General features: G+C 62.3%; 19 protein-coding genes and 1 other RNA gene. 14 read left to right on the top strand and 6 right to left on the bottom strand.

What is annotated here, in order from left to right; genetic code table 11:
• Positions 1–12 precede the first annotated feature (12 nt).
• The 4 genes from CAK95_RS04155 to tkt form a co-directional block, all read right to left on the bottom strand.
• The gene (locus CAK95_RS04155; protein ID WP_086086789.1) at positions 13–1038 is read right to left on the bottom strand and encodes a class I fructose-bisphosphate aldolase; all 1026 of its coding nucleotides are present in this window, start codon (positions 1036–1038) and stop codon (positions 13–15) included.
• Positions 1039–1121: 83 nt separating this feature from the next.
• The gene (locus CAK95_RS04150) at positions 1122–2315 is read right to left on the bottom strand and encodes a phosphoglycerate kinase (protein WP_425349696.1); all 1194 of its coding nucleotides are present in this window, start codon (positions 2313–2315) and stop codon (positions 1122–1124) included.
• 135 nt (positions 2316–2450) lie between these two features.
• The gene (gene gap / locus CAK95_RS04145; protein ID WP_086086788.1) at positions 2451–3458 is read right to left on the bottom strand and encodes a type I glyceraldehyde-3-phosphate dehydrogenase; all 1008 of its coding nucleotides are present in this window, start codon (positions 3456–3458) and stop codon (positions 2451–2453) included.
• A gap of 151 nt (positions 3459–3609) precedes the next feature.
• Positions 3610–5595 carry a transketolase gene (gene tkt, locus CAK95_RS04140; protein WP_086086787.1) on the bottom strand — a complete coding sequence of 662 codons (1986 nt, stop codon included), beginning with the start codon at positions 5593–5595 and terminating at the stop codon, positions 3610–3612.
• A gap of 239 nt (positions 5596–5834) precedes the next feature.
• On the opposite strand from tkt, the gene CAK95_RS04135 reads away from it, so the two are divergent.
• From CAK95_RS04135 to chrA, 11 genes are all read left to right on the top strand, one after another.
• Complete coding sequence (locus tag CAK95_RS04135) at positions 5835–6131, top strand: DUF4164 domain-containing protein (protein ID WP_086086786.1); 297 nt, start codon at positions 5835–5837, stop codon at positions 6129–6131.
• Positions 6132–6153: 22 nt separating this feature from the next.
• Positions 6154–6543, top strand: coding sequence for a cell division protein ZapA (locus CAK95_RS04130; protein ID WP_086086785.1), 390 nt, complete (start codon positions 6154–6156; stop codon positions 6541–6543).
• Between the two features lie 96 nt (positions 6544–6639).
• A non-coding RNA gene (gene ssrS, locus CAK95_RS04125) (6S RNA) lies at positions 6640–6798 on the top strand.
• Positions 6799–6892: 94 nt separating this feature from the next.
• The gene (locus CAK95_RS04120; RefSeq protein WP_086086784.1) at positions 6893–7414 is read left to right on the top strand and encodes a GNAT family N-acetyltransferase; all 522 of its coding nucleotides are present in this window, start codon (positions 6893–6895) and stop codon (positions 7412–7414) included.
• The gene (locus CAK95_RS04115; protein WP_086086783.1) at positions 7411–8019 is read left to right on the top strand and encodes a 5-formyltetrahydrofolate cyclo-ligase; all 609 of its coding nucleotides are present in this window, start codon (positions 7411–7413) and stop codon (positions 8017–8019) included. The genes CAK95_RS04120 and CAK95_RS04115 overlap by 4 nt, the downstream gene beginning before the upstream one ends.
• A gap of 3 nt (positions 8020–8022) precedes the next feature.
• Positions 8023–8844: a TIGR00282 family metallophosphoesterase gene (locus CAK95_RS04110; RefSeq protein ID WP_086086782.1), complete on the top strand. Its 822-nt coding sequence runs from the start codon at positions 8023–8025 to the stop codon at positions 8842–8844.
• Between the two features lie 153 nt (positions 8845–8997).
• The gene (locus CAK95_RS04105; RefSeq protein WP_157699535.1) at positions 8998–10134 is read left to right on the top strand and encodes a dienelactone hydrolase family protein; all 1137 of its coding nucleotides are present in this window, start codon (positions 8998–9000) and stop codon (positions 10132–10134) included.
• A 74-nt stretch (positions 10135–10208) separates the two neighbouring features.
• Entirely contained in the window at positions 10209–11195 is a 987-nt protein-coding gene (locus tag CAK95_RS04100) for an MBL fold metallo-hydrolase (RefSeq protein WP_086086780.1), read from the top strand.
• Between the two features lie 34 nt (positions 11196–11229).
• A complete protein-coding gene (locus CAK95_RS04095; RefSeq protein WP_086086779.1) occupies positions 11230–11787 on the top strand; it encodes a flavin reductase family protein in 558 nt (185 codons plus the stop codon).
• An 87-nt stretch (positions 11788–11874) separates the two neighbouring features.
• Positions 11875–12621 carry a YebC/PmpR family DNA-binding transcriptional regulator gene (locus tag CAK95_RS04090; protein ID WP_086086778.1) on the top strand — a complete coding sequence of 249 codons (747 nt, stop codon included), beginning with the start codon at positions 11875–11877 and terminating at the stop codon, positions 12619–12621.
• A gap of 179 nt (positions 12622–12800) precedes the next feature.
• Complete coding sequence (gene chrA, locus CAK95_RS04085) at positions 12801–14015, top strand: chromate efflux transporter (protein WP_086086777.1); 1215 nt, start codon at positions 12801–12803, stop codon at positions 14013–14015.
• A 17-nt stretch (positions 14016–14032) separates the two neighbouring features.
• Here chrA and CAK95_RS04080 read toward each other — a convergent pair whose 3' ends face one another.
• Positions 14033–14812 (bottom strand): sulfite exporter TauE/SafE family protein, encoded by a 780-nt coding sequence (locus CAK95_RS04080; RefSeq protein WP_147413739.1) that lies wholly within the window; start codon positions 14810–14812, stop codon positions 14033–14035.
• Positions 14812–15591 (bottom strand): sulfite exporter TauE/SafE family protein, encoded by a 780-nt coding sequence (locus CAK95_RS04075; protein ID WP_157699534.1) that lies wholly within the window; start codon positions 15589–15591, stop codon positions 14812–14814. The genes CAK95_RS04080 and CAK95_RS04075 overlap by 1 nt, the downstream gene beginning before the upstream one ends.
• Before the next feature lie 70 nt (positions 15592–15661).
• Between CAK95_RS04075 and ruvC the strand changes: the two genes are divergently transcribed.
• From ruvC to CAK95_RS04060, 3 genes are all read left to right on the top strand, one after another.
• Positions 15662–16198 carry a crossover junction endodeoxyribonuclease RuvC gene (gene ruvC, locus CAK95_RS04070; protein WP_198343806.1) on the top strand — a complete coding sequence of 179 codons (537 nt, stop codon included), beginning with the start codon at positions 15662–15664 and terminating at the stop codon, positions 16196–16198.
• Between the two features lie 70 nt (positions 16199–16268).
• Complete coding sequence (gene ruvA, locus CAK95_RS04065; RefSeq protein ID WP_086086774.1) at positions 16269–16886, top strand: Holliday junction branch migration protein RuvA; 618 nt, start codon at positions 16269–16271, stop codon at positions 16884–16886.
• A 43-nt stretch (positions 16887–16929) separates the two neighbouring features.
• Positions 16930–17343: a cytidine deaminase gene (locus CAK95_RS04060; protein WP_086091173.1), complete on the top strand. Its 414-nt coding sequence runs from the start codon at positions 16930–16932 to the stop codon at positions 17341–17343.

Here is a 17343-nt window from a genome sequence, read left to right as displayed (position 1 = left end):
TTTCTGCTTGGACTACGCCGCCTGCTTTTCCAGTGACGACTTCCATTCGCCGAGCGAGGCGAGGCCGTTCATCATCGCGCGATGGGTGAAGGCGCGCTGCGCGGCGGCGACGTTCTCGGACTTGCCGCTCCAGGCTTTCTGCGGCGCGGCTTGCAGCGCGCGGCCATAGGAGAAGGTCAGCTTCCAGGGCAGGTTGCCGATCTTGTTCATGGCGTCGAGATGGGCGGTCGCTTCCTCGTCCGACTGGCCGCCCGACAGGAAGGCGATGCCCGGCACCGCGCCCGGCACGCAATCCTTGAGCATGCGGACGGTCTTCTCGGCGACTTCCTCGACCGAGGCTTTCTTCGCGCTCTTCTTGCCCGGCACCGCCATGTTCGGCTTCAGCACGATGCCTTCGAGCTCGACACGCTGGAAATAAAGCTGCTGGAACGTTTCCTTCAGCACCCATTGGGTGACCTCGTAGCAGCGGTCGATATCGTGCGCGCCGTCCATCAGCACTTCCGGCTCGACGATCGGCACGATCTGCGCCTGCTGGCAGAGCGCAGCATAGCGGGCGAGCGCATGGGCATTCGTCATGATCGCCGTGTGCGAGGGAATGCCGTCGCCGATGTCGATCACCGCGCGCCATTTCGCAAAGCGGGCACCTTGCTCGTAATACTTCGGCAGACGGTCGGCGAGCTTGTCGAGGCCGACGGTGATCAGTTCGCCCGGGCATTGCGGCAGCGGCTTGGTACCTTCATCGACCTTGATGCCGGGAATGGCGCCGGTCTTCTTGATCAGTTCGACCAGCGGCGTGCCGTCCTTGGCCTTCTGCCAGATGGTCTCGTCGTAGAGAATGACACCGGAAATGTATTTCGACATCGCCTCGGTGGTCCGGAACATCAGCTCGCGATAATCGCGGCGATTGTCTTCGGTATTGTCCGTCCCGATGGCGTCGAAACGCTTCTTGATGGTGCCGGTGGATTCATCGGCAGCGAGGATGCCCTTGCCCGGGGCAACCATGGCGACGGCGATCTTATTGAGGTCTGCAAGGTTCATCGGTTGCTCCATCGAAAGCGCGCCGGGAAACCGGCCTTTTGGTTGCGTTTATATCGGCTGCGGCCGTGGCGTGAAGAGGGCGGCTAGTTTGCCCGCAAGACTTCCACACCTGGCAAAATTTTACCCTCAAGAAATTCAAGAAATGCGCCGCCGGCTGTTGAAATATAGGTGAAATCCTGAGCGACGCCGGCGTGGTTCAGCGCCGCGACGGTATCGCCGCCGCCGGCGATCGAGACAAGCTTTCCGGCCCTGGTTCGTTCCGCGGCGTGACGTGCTGCCGCAACCGTGCCGCGGTCGAACGGCGTCAGTTCGAACGCGCCGAGCGGGCCGTTCCAGAGCAGGGTCGCCGCGTCGCTAATGGCGGCGTTGATACGATCGATCGACCGCGGGCCGACATCGAGGATCATGCCGTCGGCCGGGATCGCGTCGAGGCCATAGGCGTGCGACGGCGCGTTGGCCTTGAACTCGTGCGCGACGACGGCATCGACCGGCAGGATGATCGCGCATTTGGCATCGTCGGCCTTGGCCATGATGCGGCGGGCGAGATCGGCAAGATCGCGTTCGGCCAGCGACTTGCCGACATTGATGCCCTGCGCGTGCAGGAAGGTATTGGCCATGCCGCCGCCGATCACCAGCGCGTCGACCTTGTCGATCATGTTTTCAAGGAGCTCGATCTTGGTCGAGACCTTGGCGCCGCCGACGATGGCGATCACCGGCTTTTTCGGCGCGACCAGCGCCTTCGACAGCGCGTCGAGTTCGGCCTGCATGGTGCGGCCGGCATAAGCAGGGAGTTTGTGGCCGAGACCTTCTGTGGACGCATGCGCACGATGCGCGGCCGAGAACGCATCGTTGACGAAAATATCGCCAAGCGCGGCGAGCTTCTCGACGAAGGCCGGATCATTCTTTTCCTCTTCCTTGTGGAAGCGGGTGTTTTCCAGAACGAGAATGTCGCCGCCCTTCATCGCATCGACGGCGGCCTTGGCGGCATCGCCGATGCAGTCGTCAGCAAAGGCGACCGGCCGCTTGATGACCTGCGAGAGCGCAGCCGCAACCGGCTTCAGTGAGTCCTTTTCATCTCGTCCCTTCGGCCGGCCGAAATGCGCGAGGATGATCACCTTGCCGCCCTTGCCGGCGATCTCGGTGATGGTCGGCACCACACGTTCGATACGGGTCGCGTCTGTAACCTTGCCGTTTTCCATCGGCACGTTGAGATCGACGCGCAGCAGCACGCGCTTGTTGTTGAGGTCTGCCTGATCGAGGGTGCGGAATTGGGACATATGAACAACCTTGCTCGTCATCCTGAGCGTCATGCGTAGGGCGGATTAGCGAAGCGTAATCCGCCACTGCGGGATCTGCGTCAGGCAGGCGGGTTACGCCTTCGGCTAACCCGCCCTACGAGGGCTCGCGCAAAATCAGATCAGCTTGCCCATCGCAACCGCAGTGTCGGACATGCGGTTGGAGAAGCCCCATTCGTTGTCGTACCACGACATGACGCGCACCAGCGTGCCGTCCATCACCTTGGTCTGGTCCATGTGGAAGACCGAGGAGTGCGGATCGTGGTTGAAGTCGATCGAGACATTCGGATCGGTGGTGAAGCTGAGAATGCCCTTGAGCTGCTGCTCGGCCGCGCGCTTGATCGCGCCGTTGATCTCGTCCTTGCTCGTGGCTTTCTTGGCGACGAACTTGAAATCGATGACCGAGACATTCGGCGTCGGCACGCGGATCGAAACGCCGTCGAGCTTGCCATTCAGTTCCGGCAGCACGAGACCGACGGCCTTGGCGGCGCCGGTCGAGGTCGGGATCATCGACAGGGCCGCAGCGCGGGCGCGGTAGAGATCCTTGTGCATCGTGTCGAGCGTCGGCTGATCGCCGGTATAGGCGTGGATGGTCGTCATGAAGCCCTTGTCGATGCCGACCGCGTCGTTCAGCACCTTGGCCACCGGCGCGAGGCAATTGGTGGTGCAGGAGGCATTCGAGACGACCAGGTGATCCTTGGTCAGCTTGTCGTGGTTCACGCCATAGACGACCGTGAGGTCGGCGCCGTCGGCCGGAGCCGAGACGAGGACGCGCTTGGCGCCGGCGGCCAGATGCGCCGAGGCCTTGTCCTTGGCGGTGAAGATGCCGGTGCATTCCATCGCGATATCGACGCCGAGATCCTTCCACGGCAGGGTCGAGGGATCCTTGATCGCGGTGACCTTGATCGGGCCGTTGCCGACGCTGATGGTATCGCCCTTGACGATGACTTCGCCGGGGAAGCGGCCATGCACCGAGTCATACCGGAGCAGATGGGCGTTGGTTTCGACCGGTCCGAGATCGTTGATGCCCACCACTTCGATATCCTTGCGGCCCGATTCAGCGATGGCGCGAAGGACATTGCGGCCGATGCGGCCAAATCCGTTGATGCCGACCCGTACCGTCATGGTCAAATTGCTCCCGGCTGATGTTTTGTCCGGGTTCGTATAGCGGGATTTTGCTCCAACTCAACTCGCCAGCGGCATTTTGGTAAAATGCATAGCCCCGTTGCGGCTGGCGGAACTGAGCCGCAACGAGACGAACCGGCCAAAGTCGCCCTTAAGGCCGGAACTTGCTGAGCGCTGCAGCGGCAATCGCCTCCGGCGTGATGCCGAAATGGTTGTACAGGTCCTTGTAGGGCGCGCTGGCGCCGAAACCGCTCATGCCCACGAAAACACCGTTGGAGCCGATGATTTCGTCCCATCCCTGACGGATTCCCGCCTCGACGCCGACATTGACCTCGGCGCCGCCGATGATCGCGTGCCGCTCCTTGGCCGGCAAATTCAGGAACAATTCAAAACAGGGCACGGACACGACGCGCGCCGGCTTGCCCTGGCGGTTGAGCATTTGCGCCGCCTCAACGGCGATCGCCACTTCCGAGCCGGTGGCGAAGATCGACACATCGACGTTGTCGCCGTCAACGCCCATGATCTCATAGGCGCCAGCGGCGCACAGATTGTCCGCCGTGTAGCTCCTGCGCAATTGCGGCAGGTTCTGGCGCGTGAGCGCGAGCACGCTCGGGGTGTCCTTTGACCGCAAGGCGATCTCCCAGCACTCGACCGCTTCGACCGCATCGCAGGGACGGAACACATTGACGTTGGGAATTGCACGCAAAGCGGCAAGATGCTCGACCGGCTGATGCGTCGGGCCGTCTTCGCCAAGGCCGATCGAGTCATGGGTCATGACGTGAATGACGCGCTCGCCCATCAGCGCGGCGAGGCGGATCGCGGGGCGGCAATAATCGGAGAAGACGAGGAATGTGCCGGAATAGGGGATGATGCCGCCATGCAGCGTCATGCCATTCATGGCCGCGGCCATGCCGTGTTCGCGAATGCCGTAGTGGATGAAGCGGCCGGAGAAATCCGACGCCGACATCGCCTTCATCGATTTTGTGCGGGTGTTGTTGGAGCCGGTGAGATCGGCCGAACCGCCGACCATTTCGGGCACCGCCGCGCACAGGCTTTCCAGTGCGAATTCGGACGACGAACGTGTGGCGATGTCCTTCGGCGCTTTATCAAGCGTTATCTTCACGCTCGTCACTGCGTCGGTGAGCGCAGCGGGCACTTCGCCGGACAGGCGGCGTTCGAATTCCGATTTCACCTCGGGCGGAAGCGAAGACAGCTTCTTCTCCCACGCCTGGCGCGCATCCTGCGAGCGCTGGCCGGCAGCGAGCCAGAGTTTGCGGATGTCGTCGGGAATGTGGAATGGGCCATGATCCCAGCCGAGGGCCTTGCGCGCGCCGGCGATTTCCTCGGCGCCAAGCGGCGAGCCATGCGACTTCTCGCTGCCCGCCTTATTCGGCGCACCGAAGCCAATGGTCGTCTTGCAGGCGATCATGGTCGGGCGATCGGCGTTCTGGGCCTTGGCGATCGCAGCGGCAATCGCCTCCGGGTCATGGCCGTCGATGCGTTCGGCGATCCAGCCGGCGGATTCAAAACGCTTCACCTGGTCGACCGAGTCCGACAGCGACAGCTTGCCGTCAATGGTGATGCCGTTGTCGTCAAAAAGAACGATCAGCCGGTTGAGCTTGAGATGGCCGGCCAGCGCGATGGCTTCCTGGCTGATGCCTTCCATCAGATCGCCATCGGAGCAGAGCACATAGGTGCGATGATCCACCACATCGCCGAAGGTCGCGGCGAGATGCCGCTCCGCGATCGCCATGCCGACCGCATTGGCGATGCCCTGGCCGAGTGGGCCGGTTGTGGTCTCGACGCCCTCGGTGATGAAATTTTCCGGGTGGCCGGGTGTTTTCGAATTGAGCTTGCGGAAATGCTTCAGCTCTTCGAGCGGCATGGACTTGTAGCCGGTGAGATGCAGCAGGGCATAGATCAGCATCGAGCCATGACCGGCCGACAGCACGAAGCGGTCACGATCCGGCCATTTCGGGTCGGACGGATCGAACTTCAAAAATTGCGAGAACAGCACGGTGGCGATGTCGGCGGCGCCCATCGGCAGACCGGGATGACCCGATTTGGCCTGTTCCACGGCGTCCATGGCCAGCGCGCGGATAGCGTTGGCCATGCGGTCATGTTGTGCGCGCGACATAGAAATTTTCCGGTTGCGCGGCGGTATCCGCCGCGGATCAGGCGATCAGGATGATTGGCGCGGACATATCACGCAGGTAGCGGGATGAGTCCAGAGTGTGAACGCAATCGGCGGCGCCTTTGCACAAATCGCCGGAATAAGGCCGGAATGCTTGGGGACGGCCCGCGCGCAGGCGTTGACGTCGTTGAAGCGGGAATTTAGGCTTGCTGGCTTAAGGCCTTGTGTCGAAAGAGTTTTTGATGAGTCATGTGTCCATGACCGATGCGAGCGCAATGGATGCGGCGGCCCGGAGGCTGGCTCAGGCGCTGGATGCGCTTTCGGCAGCGGTTGCGCGCAAGCGCGAAGCGGAACGCGGCGGCGACTCTGTCCAGGCGCAGCTTCATGCGCTCGGCACCGATCGCGCGCGCCTTGCGTCCGAACTCGACCATACGGCGGCGGAAGCCCGTCGGCTTGCAGACACCAACCGCGAGGTTGCGCGCCGGATCGATGTTGCAATGGGAACGATCAAGACCTTGCTCGATGAGCATGATCGATAGCGTGCAAGCTTAAGGCAACGCCATGGCTCAGGTGAATGTCACGATCAACGGCCGACAATACCGGATGGGTTGCGAAGACGGCCAGGAAGAGCACGTGATGACGCTCGCGCAGGAGATCGATGATCGCATCGAGCAATTGCGCGGGGCCCATGGTGAGATCGGCGATCAACGTCTGACGGTGATGGCCGCGCTGACCGTTGCCGACGAGCTTGCCGAATCCGCGCAGCGCATTCGCCGTCTCGAAGAGGAGATTGCCGGCCTGCAGGATGCGCGTGTGATTTCCGCCGATCGCGCGCAGCAGGCGCAGGCCGCCATCGTCACAGCGCTCAATACGGCGGCCGAGCGGATCGAGGAGATCACGCGGCAGATCAATCAGTCGGTGAATAACGGACCGGGCGTGGCGCTGGGGTGAGACGGTCATTCAGGGGCGCGCGCTTTCGCACGCCCCTGTGAGATCGTCTCGCTAATACATCTGGCCGAACGCCGGATCACATACTACATTGCCCAAGCGGGGCTGCGGGGTGCGACTGGAAACATCATACTCCCGGGGCCTTACGATCCTGAAGGGAGCTGTCCCTGGCCGGGTCCGTGGATTCGGACATATGGCGCCCACCTACTTTTGTAGGTTCCCGGGGTCGAAAATTCCGACGGCCATCGCGGCTCCGCGCTTTTTCTTTCGTTGTGTGCTGTTTCCCGGCGTGGTGCCCGCGCGAGGCGCGGGTGAGTTGATGCATCCCAGCCGCTCGGCTACCCCTTTGGCCATGGATCAACTCCTTCTCAGTTTGCCCGACATCAAAACCGAACGGCTTTTTATACGGCAATTGAGTCTGGCCGACGCAGAGGCGTTCCGTGCCATGACAGACGAGCCTGCTATCATTGATGCGATCCATTTCCTGGAGCGGCCGTTCACCCTTGCGAACGCCGAAAAGCTGATCGGCAGCAATCAGGACGGCAAAGATTGTTTCTGGGGCGTGTGGATGCTTGGCGAGCCTGCGCTTCTTGGGACGGTCGGAACACATATTCGAGACAGCGAGACAATCGAGATCGGCTATTGGTTCGCGACCGCCGCACAAGGGCGCGGATTCGCTTCCGAGGCCGTTAGGGGTGTCATCGGCGCCCTCGTTCGCGTCTATCCCGAACATCTTATCGTTGCGGAGTGCAGGCCCGAGAACGTGGCGTCATGGCGACTTCTTGAGCGAGCAGGCTTTCAGCCCGATGGTGCAGATGGCAATCGCCCCGGCCGCAAGAGTCTTGTTTTTGCGCCAAACCAGAATACCAGATGAAGGGCTTCGACAGTTTGGAAACCAAAACTCAAACCGCCACACCACCCAAGTCCGTTCTTCGCGGTGAAGCCCTCGCGCGCCGCGATGCCATGCCGGCAGCCGAACGTGTGGCTGCGGTCGAGGTGGTCGTGCAGCGGCCGTTTCCTGTCAGTGTCAAACCGGGCACGATCGTCTCCGGCTATTCGCCGATGAAGAGCGAATTCAATCCTGTGCCGTTGATGCGCAAGCTCGGCGATGCGGGGGCGAGCCTCGCCTTGCCGGTCACGCCCAAGCGCGGCAATCCGCTGATCATGCGCGCCTGGGCGTTCGGTGACGAGATGGCCTCCGGCGTCTGGGGCATCCGCGAACCCAGGCCGGAATCGCCCGAGGTGTTTCCCGACATCATGCTGGTGCCGCTAGCCGCCTTCGATCGCAACGGCCACCGCATCGGCTATGGCGCCGGCTATTACGACATGACCATTGCCCGCATCCGGGGGATCAAGCCGGTAATCGCAATCGGCGTAGCGTTTGCCGCGCAGGAGATCCCTCGGGTCCCGGCCACCGCGTTCGACGCGAGGCTCGACCTTGTGCTAACGGAACTTGAGACCATCGATTTCCGGAGCTGATATTTGCGGATTTTGTTTATCGGTGACGTGGTGGGCCGGTCCGGGCGCGCTATCGTCAATCAACGGCTGCCCGGCCTTATATCGGACTGGAAGCTCGATCTTGTCGTCTTGAACGGCGAGAATTCGGCCGGCGGTTTCGGCATTACCGAAAGCATCTTCCGCGAATTCATCGATAACGGCGTCGATGTGGTGACGCTCGGCAATCATGCCTGGGATCAGCGCGAGGCTCTCGTCTTCATCGAGCGTGCGCCGCTGCTCGTGCGTCCGCTCAATTATCCGAAAGGCACGCCTGGCCGCGGCGCGGCGATGATCGAGGCCAAGAATGGCGCGCGCGTGCTCGTCATCAATGCGATGGGCCGCATCTTCCTCGATCCGCTCGACGATCCTTTCACGGCGATCGATCGCGAACTCGACATGTGCGCCTTGAAGCGCGATGCCGATGCGATCCTGGTCGACTTCCATGCGGAAGTGACGAGCGAGAAACAGGCGATGGGTCATTTCCTGGATGGCCGTGTCAGCGTCGTCGTCGGCACGCATACGCATGTGCCGACCAGCGATCACCAGATTTTGTCGGGCGGAACGGCATACCAGACTGACTCCGGCATGACCGGCGATTATGATTCCGTCATCGGCATGGTAAAGGATGAGCCTCTGTCGCGCTTCATGCGGCGCATCCCGTCGGCCAAGTTCGAGGCGGCGACGGGGCCGGCGACCTTGTGCGGCCTGGCCGTGGAAACCGACGACGCATCCGGCCTTGCCACGCGCGTTGCCCCGGTCCGGCTTGGCGCGCGACTGGAGGAAGCCGTGCCGCACTTCTGGGCGTGAGGCGTAAGCGGCCTTCCCGTCCATAGCTGGTGCGGCGTCGTGTCATCCGGGTGTACTGGCCGTCGTTTATGTGGACGGCTATCGTTGTGACTCTTGCCGAGTGCTCCGATGCGGATCGATAGTCATCGCCATCGTTCAACGACCGTAAATTGCATGCGAACATTTGCCGGAGCGTTTGTCTTTCTGGTGTCGCTGTTCGCGGCATACAATGCTGCGCGGGCGGAAGCGCCGGCCGATGAGTTTACCATCGATCGCACCTTCTTCCGCACCACCATCGACAACCGTTCGGTGCGACTCGAAGGCCTTGTCGTCAAACGGACCGGCTCTCAAGAGCGGCTGCCGATCGCGCTCATCACTCATGGCAAGGCCTCCAACCTCGGCGACATGCTGGAAAGCCGTGCTGCGCATTATACCGGTGTTGCGCGCGATCTCGCGCGGCGCGGCTGGCTCGCTGTTGTCGTGATGCGGCGGGGCTTCGGGCAGTCCGACGGTCCGATGGCGGCGCCTGTGAGCTGCGCGACCACAACATTCGCTGACCGGCTTGCCGCCGACGCGGACGACCTGCAGGCGACGCTCGATGTGGTGTCGAAACGGCCCGATGCCGATCCGGAACGGGCCATTGCCATCGGCGTTTCGGCGGGAGGAGCGGCGGTCACCGCATTCGGTGCGCGCAATCCCAAAAATCTGCGCGGCGTCATCAGCATTTCCGGCGGTCTGCGCATGCCCGATTGCCCGAAGGAAGACGTGCTGGTGAATGCCTATAGAACCTTCGGTGTCAGCAGCCGTGTGCCGAGCCTTTGGATCTATGCCAGGAATGACAGCTTCTTCGGTCCGGCTCTCGTCGAGCGGATGCAGAGCGCTTTTCTCGATGGCGGCGGCGATGTGAAGCTGGTGATGTTCGAGAAATTCGGCACCGACGGGCACGCCTTGTTCGCCACGGCGTCCGGCCGCCTGCAATGGCTGATGGAGATGGATGCATTCCTGCGTTTCCATAATCTCCCGACGACGAAACGCGAACGCATCGTCGAATTGATGAAGCAGCTCAAGATGCAGGAAAAGAGCCGCGGCTTCCTCGAACGCTATCTCGCCGCCCCGACCTATAAAGCGATTGCGCAGACGCCGGACGGAAAGTCCTATTCCACCCAATATGGCGCAAACACAATCGAGGCTGCGCGCAAGGCCGTGCTCAACGGCTGCCGCGAACGCCACAAGCCGGTCGAACCGTGCAGGATCGTGATCGAAAACGATACCTGGATCGGTGAAAGCGCGACCGGGAATGACCGTCCCTGATGCGCCGGTCATAGAATTGTCGCGACAACGCGATTGATCCGGTATCAGACTGTTCGTTTTCCGGAGATCATGTCATGCTGAATCAAACCATATTCAATCGCCGGCAATATCTTGCCGGCCTGTCGGCTTTGGTCGCCGCAGGTGCATTGCCGACCAGTAACGCCTTTGCGAAGGCGCCGATGCAGAACGTGCAGGCGCCCGCCTTCTATCGCTTCAAGCTTGGCGCTTTCGAGGCGACGGTGATTTCGGATGGCCCGCTCTCGCTTGGTGCGCCAAGCGATGGCATATTCTCTGGCGTGTCCAAGGCAGATATGGCGAAGATTCTGGCCGACAATTTCCTGCCGACCGACAATGTCGAAATGGATCAGAATACGTTGCTGATCAATACCGGCAATCAACTCGTGCTGTTCGATACCGGCGATGGCGGCTCGAAAATGTTCGGGCCGAAGAGCGGCCGCCTGCTCGCCAATTTGAAAGCCGCGGGTATCGATCCGAAAGACGTCGACGCCGTGGTGCTGACCCATGCGCATCCCGACCATTGTTGGGGATTGATCTCGGCCGCCGGTGCGCCAAATTTCCCGAATGCAAAGATTTACATGTCGCAGGCCGATTTCGATTTCTGGACCGACGAGTCCAAGGCTAAGGGCGACATGATGAAGCCGATGATCGAGGGCACGCGGCGGCATCTTCTGCCGAACAAGGATCGTATGGTGTTTGTGAAGGACGGGCAGGAGATCTTGCCCGGCATTCAGGCGATGGCGGCGCCGGGCCATACCGTCGGGCATACGATTTACGTCGTCACCTCGGAAGGCAAAACGCTGCTCAATTCCGGCGATATCGCCCATCACGCCGTGATCTCGACGCAGACGCCGCGTGTGGCTTTCGCTTTCGATACCGACGGTGCGCAGGGCGTCGCCAGCCGGCTGAAAGTGTTCGACATGCTGGCATCGCAGCGCATGCCATTCGTGTCGTATCACTTTCCATGGCCGGGCGTGGGTTATCTCGCCAAGCAGGGCGACGCCTATCGCTACTTCGCCGCGCCGATGCAGACGGTGCTGTAACAGATCGAAGCCGATTGTCGGATGTTGGAGCGGGATGAAAACATATCGCAAGACCGACTTCCCCGTTTCCGACGTCCGCCGTTTCATCGAGCCTGGACCGATCGTGCTGGTCTCCTCGCACTGGAAGGGCGAGAACAACATCATGACCATGGGCTGGCACATGATCATGGAATTCTCGCCGTCTCTGATCGGCTGTTACATCTGGCAAAACAATCACAGCTTCGAGATGGTCCGGCGCAGCCGCGAGTGTGTCATCAATGTTCCGACCGAAGATCTGATCCGCACCGTGATCGGCATCGGCAACTCTTCCGGCGCCGACATCGACAAGTTCGCGCAATTCGGTCTGACCGCTGAGCCTGCAACCGAGGTGAAGGCGCCGCTGATCAAGGAATGTTATGCCAATTTCGAATGCCGTCTGGCCGACGCCAGGCTGGTCAAAAAATACAGCCTGTTCGTCTGGGAGGTGGTGAAGGCGCATGTCGCGGAGCGGCCGCGTTTTCCGCGCACCGTCCATTACCGGGGCGACGGCCGGTTCATGATTTCGGGCCGGGAGGTCAGCTATCGGCGCTATTTCAAGCCGGAAATGCTCTGAATTTCGCAAAGCCCGCGTTCTGGATTTTCGCCGACGCCTCGCCTATAACGCCGCGCAGAATCTCACTTGATTGCGTCGGTCCGGAACATGGCAGGTCATTCCCAATTCAAGAACATCATGCACCGCAAGGGGCGCCAGGATAAGGCGCGCTCCAAGCTGTTCTCCAAGCTCGGCCGGGAAATCACCGTCGCTGCCAAGATGGGCATGCCCGATCCGAACTTTAATCCGCGTCTGCGGGCCGCGATCATCGCCGCTCGCGCGGAAAACATGCCCAAGGACAATATCGAGCGCGCCATCAAGAAGAGCCAGGGCGGCGACGCGGAGAGTTACGATGAGGTGCGCTACGAGGGCTATGGTCCCGGCGGCGTTGCCATCATTGTCGAGGTGCTGACCGACAACCGCAACCGCACCGCCGGCGATGTGCGTTCCGCCTTCACCAAGAACGGCGGCAACATGGCCGAAACCGGCGCTGTGTCCTTCATGTTCGATCATGTCGGCATCGTCGAGTTCAATGCCGATGTCGCCAGCGCCGATGCGATGCTGGAAGCGGCCATCGATGCCGGCGCGGACGATGTGATCTCGAGCGAGACCGGCCACGAAATCTACACCGCGCAGGACGCGCTCGCTGAAGTATCGAAGGCACTGGAAGCCAAATTCGGCGAGCCGCGCAAGTCGGCATTGATCTGGAAGCCGCAGAACACGCTCGCCGTCGATGACGAGCAGGGCGAAAAGCTGCTGCGCATGATCGAGGTGCTGGAAGAAAGCGACGACGTGCAGAACGTCTATGCGAATTTTGAAGTCTCGGATTCGCTGATGTCGAAGATGAGCGCGTAACGTTGCGCAGGGCGACCGGGGCCGTTCGGTCATGGTCCGGGGCTTGAAGCGGTCCTGAAATTCGCCGGAGATTGCTGCCCCGCGACGACATCAGATTGTTACTTCGTCCGGTTACTTGCGCCCGTCGATACTTGCGACTGTGCTCCGCCGGGAGGGCAGAATTTCTGTCAGGGGAATCCATGGCGGGCGATCACGATCTGACTGTGCGGAAGCACAGGTCGCTCTCTGAAGTCTTCACCGTCTTTCTGCGGCTCGGGCTGACAAGCTTCGGCGGTCCCATCGCCCACCTCGGCTATTTCCGCAACGAATTCGTTGCCCGCCGCAAATGGCTCGACGACAAGGACTATGCCGATCTTGTCGCCCTGTGCCAGTTCTTGCCGGGGCCGGCGAGCAGCCAGGTCGGCATCGCTGTCGGTCTCCTGCGGGCCGGTTTTGCCGGCGGCTTTGCCGCGTGGCTCGGGTTCACCTTGCCGTCCGCCATCGCCATGGTGCTGTTCGCGTACAGCGTCGCCAGCATCGGTGACGCGCTCGGCAGCGGCTGGTTGCACGGGCTCAAGATCGCGGCGGTGGCCGTTGTCGCGCAGGCCGTGCTCGGCATGATGCGCAGCCTGGCTCCCGATCGCGAGCGGGCGACGCTGGCTGTGGCAGCGGCGGCATTGACCCTGGCTATTCCGATGGCATGGGGACAGGTCGGAGCCATCGTTCTAGGCGGACTGGTGGGGCTGGCCCTCTTCCGCGATGGCGGGCCTGAAGGTCAGGTGGCGCTGCCGTCGCCGGTCAGCCGGACTGTGGCTGTTGCAGCATTGGCCATCTTCTTCTCGCTGCTTGTCGGGCTGCCGCTCGCCGCGGCGGCCTTTCCGAGCCAGAGCCTTGCTCTTTTCGATTCATTCTATCGCGCGGGATCGCTGGTGTTCGGCGGCGGCCACGTCGTCCTGCCGCTGCTTCAGGCCGAAGTCGTACCGCCTGGTTGGGTGTCGAACGATGTCTTTCTCGCCGGTTACGGTGCGGCGCAGGCCGTGCCCGGCCCGCTTTTCACCTTTGCTGCTTTCCTCGGCGCAGCGATGGGGCCGCAGCCGAACGGCTGGGCGGGAGCCGCGCTGTGCCTCGTCGCGGTGTTCCTGCCGTCGTTTCTGCTGATCGTCGGCGCCTTGCCGTTCTGGAACATATTGCGGACGCGACCGGCCGCGCAGGCGGCGCTCAAGGGCGTCAACGCCGCCGTCGTCGGCCTGCTGCTGGCCGCGCTCTACCACCCGGTCTGGACATCCGGGATTTTGAGCCGCTGGGATTTTGCCGTGGGTGCCGCGGCGTTCCTGCTGCTGACGATGTGGAAAACGCCGCCATGGCTGGTTGTCGTCCTGTGCGCGATCGCCGGCGCGATCCTGGGGATGACCTGACCCGCCGCAATGGCCTCTCACTGGATCAGTTCATCGAACAGCGGCAGGCTCACCAGCGCCGACAAGGCGATGATGATATAGGCGGCGCGGCGGTAGACTGTGTCTGAGGCGCCCTTGAACATCCGCGATCCAAGCAGCATCGATCCAATGAAGATCGGACCGAGCAATAGCGAGAGGATAATCACATCGGCGCTGAACAGCCCGCGGATGTAATAGAGCGGGAAAGCTACGAGCTGCGTCGAGGTCAGATAGACCATCAGGTTGGCGCGAATGATCGAAGCGCTGCCCGGTCCGCCAAGCCAGTAGATGATGGCCGGCGGGCCGGCGATCTGCAATGCGCCCGATCCGAAGCCTGCGAAAAGCCCGACGCCGACCGACGCCGATAATCTCGGTTCGGCGTGATAGCGCCAGCCGCTCACCAGCACCGCCAGCAGGGCGGTGATCAGCGCCACGGCGCCCCATCGCAGGATCGTCTGATCGAGATATTGCAACGCCAGCACGCCGAACGGGATCGTCGCTGCTGCCGCAAGACAGACCGGAGCGACCTCGCGCCAGTTGCAGCGCCGCGTCTGCGGCACGGTGAATGGTGCGCTGGACGTGAAATCGGTCAGCAGCAGCGTGATCGCCGCCACTCGCGGTTCGTAGATTGCCGCCATCAGCGGGATATAGATCAATGCCGAGCCGAAACCGGAAAAGCCGCGCACAAGGCCCGACAGGAACGCCACGCCGACAGCGGCGACGAAGCGCGGGTCGTAAATGACGGTGTTGAAGGCCTGCGCTGAAAATACTTCGGTCATCACCGAAACCAGGAATCGAACAGGGGGAGGCTGAACACCGCCGAGGCGGCGATGATGAGATAGGCGATGCGGCGGTAGCTGCGATCGGATGTGCGGCCGAACAGAGTGGCGCCGAGGAAAACCGAAACGATGTAGATCGGCCAGAGCAGCAGCCCGAGGGCGATGGGCGTCGCCTTGAACAGATCCTGGATCGCATAGCTGAGGACCAGTGTGAAGCCGATCAGCGCGAGACACGCCATCAGGTTGAACCGCACCGCTGGCGCGGGATGCGGGCCGCTCAGCCAGAACAGGATCAGCGGCGGGCCCGACATCTGCGTTGCGCCGCCGGCGATGCCGGACAGGGCGCCGGCCCCAATCGCGCCGGCCATATTCGGTTTGCTGTGATAGCGCCATCCGGCCGCCAGCAGCACCACGAACAGCGTGACGAAGGCGGCCATGCCCCAGCGCAAGGCGATCGGATCGGCAGTCTTCTGCAGCATCGTGCCCAAAGGCACGGTGGTTGCGGCAGCGAGGAAGGCAGGCAGCACGTCACGCCAATGGCACTTGCGGAAGGCCTGCACAAAATAGGGCGACATGCTGAGATAGTCGGCGATCACGAACGAGACCGTCGCGATCTTCGGATCGTAGATCGCCGCCATCAGCGGCACATAGATCAGCGCCGAGCCGAAGCCGGAAAAACCGCGCACGATGCCGGCGAGCACGGCGGCACCGACGCCAGCGATGAAGCGCGGTTCGGCCATGACAGTGGAAAACGTCGCTAGATTAGGTAATTCGATCACGGAACCCCCGGCAAAAAACTGCTTATCAGGCCGGCCTGGGGGCTGTGAGGGCCTGCGACGCGCGCCTTCCATGCGTCCGGCGTGCTATCAGAGCGGCAGCATGAAGCGCCCGATTCGCATTCTCGGCATCGATCCCGGTCTCCGCCGTACCGGCTGGGGCGTGATCGCCTGCGAGGGCAACAAGCTGGTGTTTCTCGCCTGCGGTTCCGTCGAGACGCATGAGCGCGCCGCTTTGGCCGAACGGCTGGTGGCGATCCACGATGGCCTGGCGAGGGTGGTCGAGGAGTTCGCACCCGACGAGGCAGCGGTGGAGGCGACCTTCGTCAATCGCGATGGCGCCGCGACCCTGAAGCTTGGCCAGGCGCGCGGCATCGCCATGCTGATCCCGGCGCGCGCCGGCCTCGCGGTCGCGGAGTACGCACCGAACCTCGTGAAGAAGACTGTGGTCGGCGCCGGTCACGCCGAGAAGGCGCAGATCCGCATGATGATCGACGTATTGCTGCCGAAAGCCAATCCTCGCTCGCACGATGCGGCCGACGCACTGGCGATCGCCATCACCCATGCGCACCATCGCGCACGGGCCGAATTGCGCGTGGTCGGAGCCTGAAAAACATGACGGCTGTGGCCCGGATTCCGATGCCCCAAAAACGGCGACATGGTTCGCATCCTGAACAGCGATGATTGGCAAGCTCAAAGGCACTATCGATTCTTACGGTGAAGACTATGTGATCGTCGACGTGCATGGCGTCGGCTATCAGGTCCATTGTTCGGCCCGGACGCTGCAATCGCTGCCGTCGCCGGGCGAGGCGACGACGCTGTCGATCGAGACGCATGTGCGCGAGGATCAGATCCGGCTGTTCGGGTTTGCGAGCGAGGTGGAGCGCGAATGGTTCCGACTGCTGCAGACGGTGCAGGGGGTCGGCGCGAAGGTGGCGCTGGCGGTGCTCAGCACGCTGCGGCCGTCCGATCTTGCGAATGCCATTGCGCTGCGCGACAAGGCGGCGATCTCGCGCACGCCCGGCGTCGGCGCCAAGGTGGCCGAACGCATTGTGACGGAATTGAAGGAAAAAGTGCCGGCCTTCGGCGATGTCGATCCGGCCGTTGTGAAATTATCAGGCGACATGGACGACCACCGCGCGCCGCAGCCGGTGCGCGATGCCATCTCGGCACTGGTCAATCTGGGCTATGGTCAGCCGCAGGCGGCCGCCGCGATCGCCGCCGCTTCGCGCGGCGCGGGCGAGGGGGCGGACACAGCGAAGCTGATCCGCTTCGGGCTGAAGGAACTGGCGAAGTGATATTGTGCCAAATGACATTGTACAAGGTGCAGGCGTGTCGAAACTGAGTGAAGAAGATCAGGAACTGATCGCCGCCGCGAGCGAGGCGATCAAGAACCGCTATCGCAATGACTGGCAGGAGGTGGGTGCAGCGATGCGCACACGCGACGGTCGCATCATCACCGGCGTGAATATCGATGCCTATCTCGGCCGTATGGCGGTGTGTGCGGAAGCCATCGCCATCGGCCGCTCGATCACCGAAGGTGGCGATAAGGGCATCGAGACCATCGTCGCTGTCCGCCATCCACGGCCGTATGAGGCCGATCAGAATATCAAGGTGGTGTCCCCCTGCGGTTCGTGCCGCGAACTCATTCACGATTACGATGCCAAGGCACGGGTGATCGTGCCGAACGGGCCGGAGCCGTCAGCGGTGTCGATCGGCGAATTGCTGCCGAACAAATATTCGCGGGGCACCTGA

Source organism: Pseudorhodoplanes sinuspersici (assembly GCF_002119765.1).
Lineage (GTDB): Bacteria > Pseudomonadota > Alphaproteobacteria > Rhizobiales > Xanthobacteraceae > Pseudorhodoplanes > Pseudorhodoplanes sinuspersici.
The sequence above is the reverse complement of the archived record's forward strand: the minus strand, read 5'-3'. Positions and strand labels throughout refer to the sequence as shown.